Below are 4,949 nucleotides of genomic sequence, written 5' to 3' on the forward strand. Positions count from 1 at the left end.
TTGAAAACGCTCAAAAAGCTAGTATTTTGGGCTGACTATGGCAGAAAAATAAAGGGAAAATTCTTACTCCTACTTCCTCTATAATTCCCCGTTCCTCCTGTCTCCTGTCTCCTGTCTCCTGTCTCCTGTCTCCTGTCTCCTACCCCTACTAAAAGACTTTTTCAGCAAACCCTAATAAGTTCCTATCGCATTCAATAAATCCAATTGGATCAAATTCCCTTTTAGGGCGATTTGTGTAGGGGCGATTCGCGAATCGCCCCTACATCATATTTATTCATTATTTTTTTAACGACAGGAGCGATCGCCTTCTCAGATTATCCCCCAAACAAACTAGAATCAACCTTAAAAATATCCCCCAAAACTTCAGCCAATTCGTTGCCAATCTCATGCCCACCATTAACTAACTCAAGCACCATATCCTCCGAACCAACAACCCCCACCAAATCTTCTGGTTTTACGTTTTGTTGTTCCATTAAAAACAGTAACACTGAATGAGGAGTAGATGCGGAACCGGGACAATAAAAATCCTGCTCAAATTTCTCAATTAAAACAATCAATAATTCATAAAGAGCATCCTCTTCTGGAGTGCGATTTTGAGCGTGCATCAACTCCTCTACAACTGCAAGCGCTCGTTCGTTTTCATGCTCTGTTTTAATTAGCTTCGGCTGGTATTTTACCAATAAATCACTATATTTTTGTGAGCTAAAAGTAGGGGTCATTTTTCCAATATTCCTTGTTATATTCTGCATGGGTAAGAATGTATTTAATATAAATTAATTGCTTTTGATAATCTATACTAACAATTAAGCGATATCTATTACCGTTCTTAGAAACCTATGATAATCTATATAAATCTATGATTATCTGTTCTATTCCTGCTTCATTCTGGCAACGTCGGCGCCTGTCCAGTCCACAAGCTGTCACGGACGAACTGCCCGCCGTAGCTAAATTTAATGCTGCATTCAAGTCTCGTTCGCGCTAGCGTTGCGGAGCAATCGCAGCTAAAATTGCAGTGTTCGCAATTTGATTACACGCTCTGATAACAACAGAGACTCGCGATTCAGTTCCACACCTACTGCAAGTTTTAGAACTAGGAAACCATCTATCAACAATGGTTAACTTAGAACCGTACAGTTGACATTTGTACTCTAGTTGTCTACGAAACTCATAAAAACCCATATCAGCAACTGCCTTAGCTAGCTTGTGATTAGCCATCATACCTGATACATTTAGGTCTTCTATTACTATCTGGCTGTGGTTTTTAGCCAAATAAGTAGTCAGTTTATGCAATGTATCTGTTCTGATGTCAGCTATCCTGTTGTGTAACTGAGCTATTCTGAGTTGCGCCTTTTTCCAGTTAGAGCGAAAACTTGGTTTTATGCCTGTTCAGATATTGCAGTCTTGATAGTTTAGATTCCAACTTTTTGCATATATTTAGCACCATCAAACACTTCGCCTGTTGACAATGTTGCCAAGGTTTTAACTCCTAAGTCTACACCAACTACATCTACTGATTTCTCAGTATTTATGCTTGCTGTTTCTATCTTAAAACTGACAAACCATCTATCAGATGCCTTAGTTATAGTTACAGATTTAGGAGTAACATTATCTGGCAAGATTTCAAAGGTTTTTACCCAACCAATTCGAGGTAACTTTATACGATTAAAACCGACTGTAATTGAACCATCTAAAGTAAAGCTGTCATCTTTACCTTTTTTCTTGAATTTAGGTTGACCAGACACTTTACTGAATCTTCGCTTCCAAGCCCCTGATAAATACCTTAAAGCATATTGAGGTGCTGTCTTAGAAACCTCGTAGTACCAATAGTTATTAGGTTTAACCATTGCTACTAAAAGTTTATGCAGGTCAATTGCAGTAGGAAATTTAAGTTGACTCTCAGGATTATTTGAATTGTGATTAAGGATGTTCCTAGTCAACCATAGTCCCCAATTCCAAGCGTGACGAGCTACGCCAGCGTGTTTAGCTAGTAAGGTTTTTTGCTGGTTATTTGGGTGTAGTTCAGTTTTGAATCCTAGTAGCATTATTATCAATATAGGTCGTACTAGATAATCACAGATTCTACTAGATAATCATAGATTTTGTCAAGCTGTTATTTACCCTTAATATTAAAAACTGTAAAATTACCAACAGCTTCAGCGGTGAGAAAAACAGATTGCACCTCAATCAAACTTGACCAATTAGCTTTACTAGCAACTTTATACCAGTTATCTAAAGAGTCATTGCAATCGTTATGCTTGCGAGCATATTCCCTTAAACGTCGATAGCTAATGACGTGCATTTGTGAATCAGAAAAATAACTAATTAATATTATAGCAGTTAACAGCCAAAAAAATACTTATTCCAGAAGCTATCGTGAGCGATCGCCGTCCTCAGTAACTCTTCCGGTTCCCCCTGATCAAGGCATGGCTAATTATTTGTCGTCAGAGAATATTGATAACCCTTGGAGAATTAACCTTTGGTGGGCATCAATAAAACCTAAAATCTAAATACATCTTTTATGGTTATGATAATTCCTCAAGCAGTTACAATTATTTATAAGTCATCCCATTATATATAGTTAGTATGGATATACAGGAGAATAGTAACATGAATCTTGGAACTTCCATCATTGGAATTGCAGATAATATAACAGTGGGAATAGGAGGTAGTTCCTCTACAATTGTTGCTCCTAGGCAGTCTAGTCAAGTTGTTAACAAACCATATCCCAACTACAAGGTTATTGTTTTAAATGATGATTTCAATACATTTAAGCACGTTGCTGAATGTTTACAGAAATATATTCCAGGTATGACAAGCGACCTTGCTTGGGAGCTAACTCACCAGGTTCACAACGAAGGTCAAGCCATAGTTTGGGTTGGCCCTCTAGAACAGGCAGAATTGTATCATCAGCAGTTGAGTCGGGCAGGGTTAACAATGGCACCGTTGGAAAAGGCGTAAATAACGAGGGAGGAGTCAGGAGTCAGGAGTCAGGAGTCAGAAGGAAAGAATAAGGTATTAGGGAGGTATCAGGAGGAGAAAGTTTTTCGATCGCGCTATTATAACGCCAGATATTTCCTTCTTCCTTCTTCCTTCTCTCTTCTTCCTTTTGCTATAAACATGATAAAATTCTCCCTGAGATAACTATAGAAAAATACTATGCAGTTAACACCCCAAGAAAAAGATAAACTTTTAATTTTTACTGCTGCTTTATTAGCAGAACGCCGTAAAGAAAAAGGCTTAAAATTAAATTATCCTGAAGCAGTTGCCTATATTTCTGCAGCAATTTTAGAAGGTGCTAGAGAAGGTAAAACTGTGTCTGAATTAATGAGTTTTGGTACAACTTTATTAACAAGAAATGATGTAATGGAAGGTATCCCAGAAATGGTACAAGAGGTTCAGGTAGAAGGAACTTTTCCTGATGGTACAAAATTGGTAACTGTGCATAATCCCATTCGTTAGAAATTACAATTGTTGAAACACAGAATAAATAGGAAAAAATAACTATTATGATTCCAGGTGAAATGATTATTCAAGAGGGAGAAATTGAATTAAATGCAGGTCGCCCCACAGTAAAACTATTAATAGCAAATACAGGCGATCGCCCAATTCAAGTTGGCTCCCATTTCCACTTTTATGAAGCAAATGATGCTTTAAGTTTTGACCGCGAACTCGCTAAAGGAATGCGTCTAGATATTCCCGCAGGTACTGCTATTAGATTTGAACCAGGAGATGAACGGGAAGTAATTTTAGTACCGTTTGTTGGCAGACGAGAAGTTTATGGTTTTAATGGTAGAATTAATGGTAAATTAGATAATTAGACTTCTCCAGAAAAGAGGGAGTAGGAAGTAGGGGGAAATAATTGATGATTTATCTACAATAATTGATTTGATTTTTTATTATTGGAGTAAGCATTCAGCAGTCAGCCAGCCTCCTATGGTCAGAACTGCGGACTTCAGCTATCAGCTATTGCTTTTAGTTTAGGATCAAAGCAATATTTAATTGTCTTACTACAAAAGTTGCTTCCCTTACCCTTAAAGTCAGTTGTTAATTTAAATACTGTCCTATATGAGAAAATCTTGTTGCTGATAGCTGACTGCTAATAGCTGAATGCTTACTTATTGGATATGTCTATTAGTAAAATTAAATTATGAAAAATTATAGCACTACAAGAATTGGTTAGGACATTTTTCAATGCTAAAACCCTTTTAATTATTAATTATTAATTATTAATTATTAATTATTAATTATTAATTGTTCCCTAACGCGTAGCGCTATAAAACACCATCTGCTTGAGAGATTCAATTTCAGTTTGATTGAGGTCTCGCCACTCCCCAGGTTGAAGTTCATTCATGTGCAGACCGGCGATCGCTACTCTAACTAACCGTAGCGTTGGAAAACCGACTGCTGCTGTCATTCTTCGCACTTGACGGTTTCGACCTTCTGTGAGAGTAATTTCTAACCATGCAGTAGGAACAGTTTTCCGAAATCGAATTGGTGGATCGCGGGGTGGAAATTTTGGTTCTACAGGTAACAATTTGACTTTTGCAGGTCGAGTCTGATAATTTTTGATCGTTACACCTCGTTGTAGTTTTCTTAATGCTGCCTTATCTGGTATTCGTTCGACTTGTACCCAATAAGTACGAGGGTGAGCAAATTTAGGGTCAGTTAGTCGGTGTTGGAGTTGTCCATGATTTGTTAGTAGTAAAACTCCTTCACTATCTCGGTCTAATCTACCCACAGGATAAACTGAAGACACGGGAATATAATCCTTAAGGGTTTGACGTTGCTTGGACTCATCAATGTTGTCAGTGAATTGACTTAAAACATTGTAGGGTTTATTAAATAAAATATATCTGTAATTCATCAGTAAAATTATATCAAGTAACGAAAGCAAAGTTTTTTCTTCTTCCTTGTGTTATCATTTCCCTTATGGGTTTAATACCCCACCG

The 4,949-nt window shown here is 37.3% G+C and carries 8 protein-coding genes and 1 pseudogene; 3 read left to right on the forward strand and 6 right to left on the reverse strand.

Annotated elements, in window-relative coordinates; all coding sequences use genetic code 11:
• Nucleotides 1-314 precede the first annotated feature (314 nt).
• From F6K54_RS40160 to F6K54_RS40180, 5 genes and pseudogenes are all read right to left on the reverse strand, one after another.
• On the reverse strand, nucleotides 315-719 hold the full coding sequence (locus F6K54_RS40160; RefSeq protein ID WP_293089950.1) for a type II toxin-antitoxin system HigA family antitoxin: 405 nt from the start codon (nucleotides 717-719) through the stop codon (nucleotides 315-317).
• Nucleotides 703-810, reverse strand: a pseudogene (locus F6K54_RS40165) (type II toxin-antitoxin system HigB family toxin); the annotation flags it as partial. The gene F6K54_RS40160 and the pseudogene F6K54_RS40165, both read right to left, overlap by 17 nt.
• 168 nt (nucleotides 811-978) lie before the next feature.
• A complete protein-coding gene (locus F6K54_RS40170; protein ID WP_366558385.1) occupies nucleotides 979-1,380 on the reverse strand; it encodes an RNA-guided endonuclease TnpB family protein in 402 nt (133 codons plus the stop codon).
• Nucleotides 1,381-1,409: 29 nt separating this feature from the next.
• Nucleotides 1,410-2,042: a transposase gene (locus tag F6K54_RS40175; RefSeq protein WP_293089952.1), complete on the reverse strand. Its 633-nt coding sequence runs from the start codon at nucleotides 2,040-2,042 to the stop codon at nucleotides 1,410-1,412.
• A 68-nt stretch (nucleotides 2,043-2,110) separates the two neighbouring features.
• A complete protein-coding gene (locus F6K54_RS40180) occupies nucleotides 2,111-2,299 on the reverse strand; it encodes a type II toxin-antitoxin system HigB family toxin (RefSeq protein WP_293089954.1) in 189 nt (62 codons plus the stop codon).
• Between the two features lie 308 nt (nucleotides 2,300-2,607).
• On the opposite strand from F6K54_RS40180, the gene clpS reads away from it, so the two are divergent.
• The 3 genes from clpS (at nucleotide 2,608) to F6K54_RS40195 (ending at nucleotide 3,818) form a co-directional block, all read left to right on the forward strand.
• The gene (clpS, locus tag F6K54_RS40185; protein WP_293089956.1) at nucleotides 2,608-2,958 is read left to right on the forward strand and encodes an ATP-dependent Clp protease adapter ClpS; all 351 of its coding nucleotides are present in this window, start codon (nucleotides 2,608-2,610) and stop codon (nucleotides 2,956-2,958) included.
• 198 nt (nucleotides 2,959-3,156) lie between these two features.
• Nucleotides 3,157-3,459, forward strand: coding sequence for an urease subunit gamma (ureA, locus tag F6K54_RS40190; RefSeq protein ID WP_202221278.1), 303 nt, complete (start codon nucleotides 3,157-3,159; stop codon nucleotides 3,457-3,459).
• Nucleotides 3,460-3,506: 47 nt separating this feature from the next.
• The gene (locus tag F6K54_RS40195; RefSeq protein WP_293089961.1) at nucleotides 3,507-3,818 is read left to right on the forward strand and encodes an urease subunit beta; all 312 of its coding nucleotides are present in this window, start codon (nucleotides 3,507-3,509) and stop codon (nucleotides 3,816-3,818) included.
• A gap of 440 nt (nucleotides 3,819-4,258) precedes the next feature.
• On the opposite strand, the gene F6K54_RS40200 is transcribed toward F6K54_RS40195, so the two are convergent.
• On the reverse strand, nucleotides 4,259-4,864 hold the full coding sequence (locus F6K54_RS40200; RefSeq protein ID WP_293089963.1) for a pseudouridine synthase: 606 nt from the start codon (nucleotides 4,862-4,864) through the stop codon (nucleotides 4,259-4,261).
• Nucleotides 4,865-4,949 lie beyond the last annotated feature (85 nt).

The organism is Okeania sp. SIO3B5, from assembly GCF_010692555.1.
GTDB lineage: Bacteria > Cyanobacteriota > Cyanobacteriia > Cyanobacteriales > Microcoleaceae > Okeania.

What these genes read in the sequence shown, in the direction of transcription:
- F6K54_RS40160 (WP_293089950.1), bottom strand. Translation starts at nt 719, where the DNA reads ATGACCCCTACTTTTAGCTCACAAAAATATAGTGATTTATTGGTAAAA.
- F6K54_RS40175 (WP_293089952.1), bottom strand. Translation starts at nt 2,042, where the DNA reads ATGCTACTAGGATTCAAAACTGAACTACACCCAAATAACCAGCAAAAA.
- F6K54_RS40180 (WP_293089954.1), bottom strand. Translation starts at nt 2,299, where the DNA reads ATGCACGTCATTAGCTATCGACGTTTAAGGGAATATGCTCGCAAGCAT.
- clpS (WP_293089956.1), top strand. Translation starts at nt 2,608, where the DNA reads ATGAATCTTGGAACTTCCATCATTGGAATTGCAGATAATATAACAGTG.
- ureA (WP_202221278.1), top strand. Translation starts at nt 3,157, where the DNA reads ATGCAGTTAACACCCCAAGAAAAAGATAAACTTTTAATTTTTACTGCT.
- F6K54_RS40195 (WP_293089961.1), top strand. Translation starts at nt 3,507, where the DNA reads ATGATTCCAGGTGAAATGATTATTCAAGAGGGAGAAATTGAATTAAAT.
- F6K54_RS40200 (WP_293089963.1), bottom strand. Translation starts at nt 4,864, where the DNA reads ATGAATTACAGATATATTTTATTTAATAAACCCTACAATGTTTTAAGT.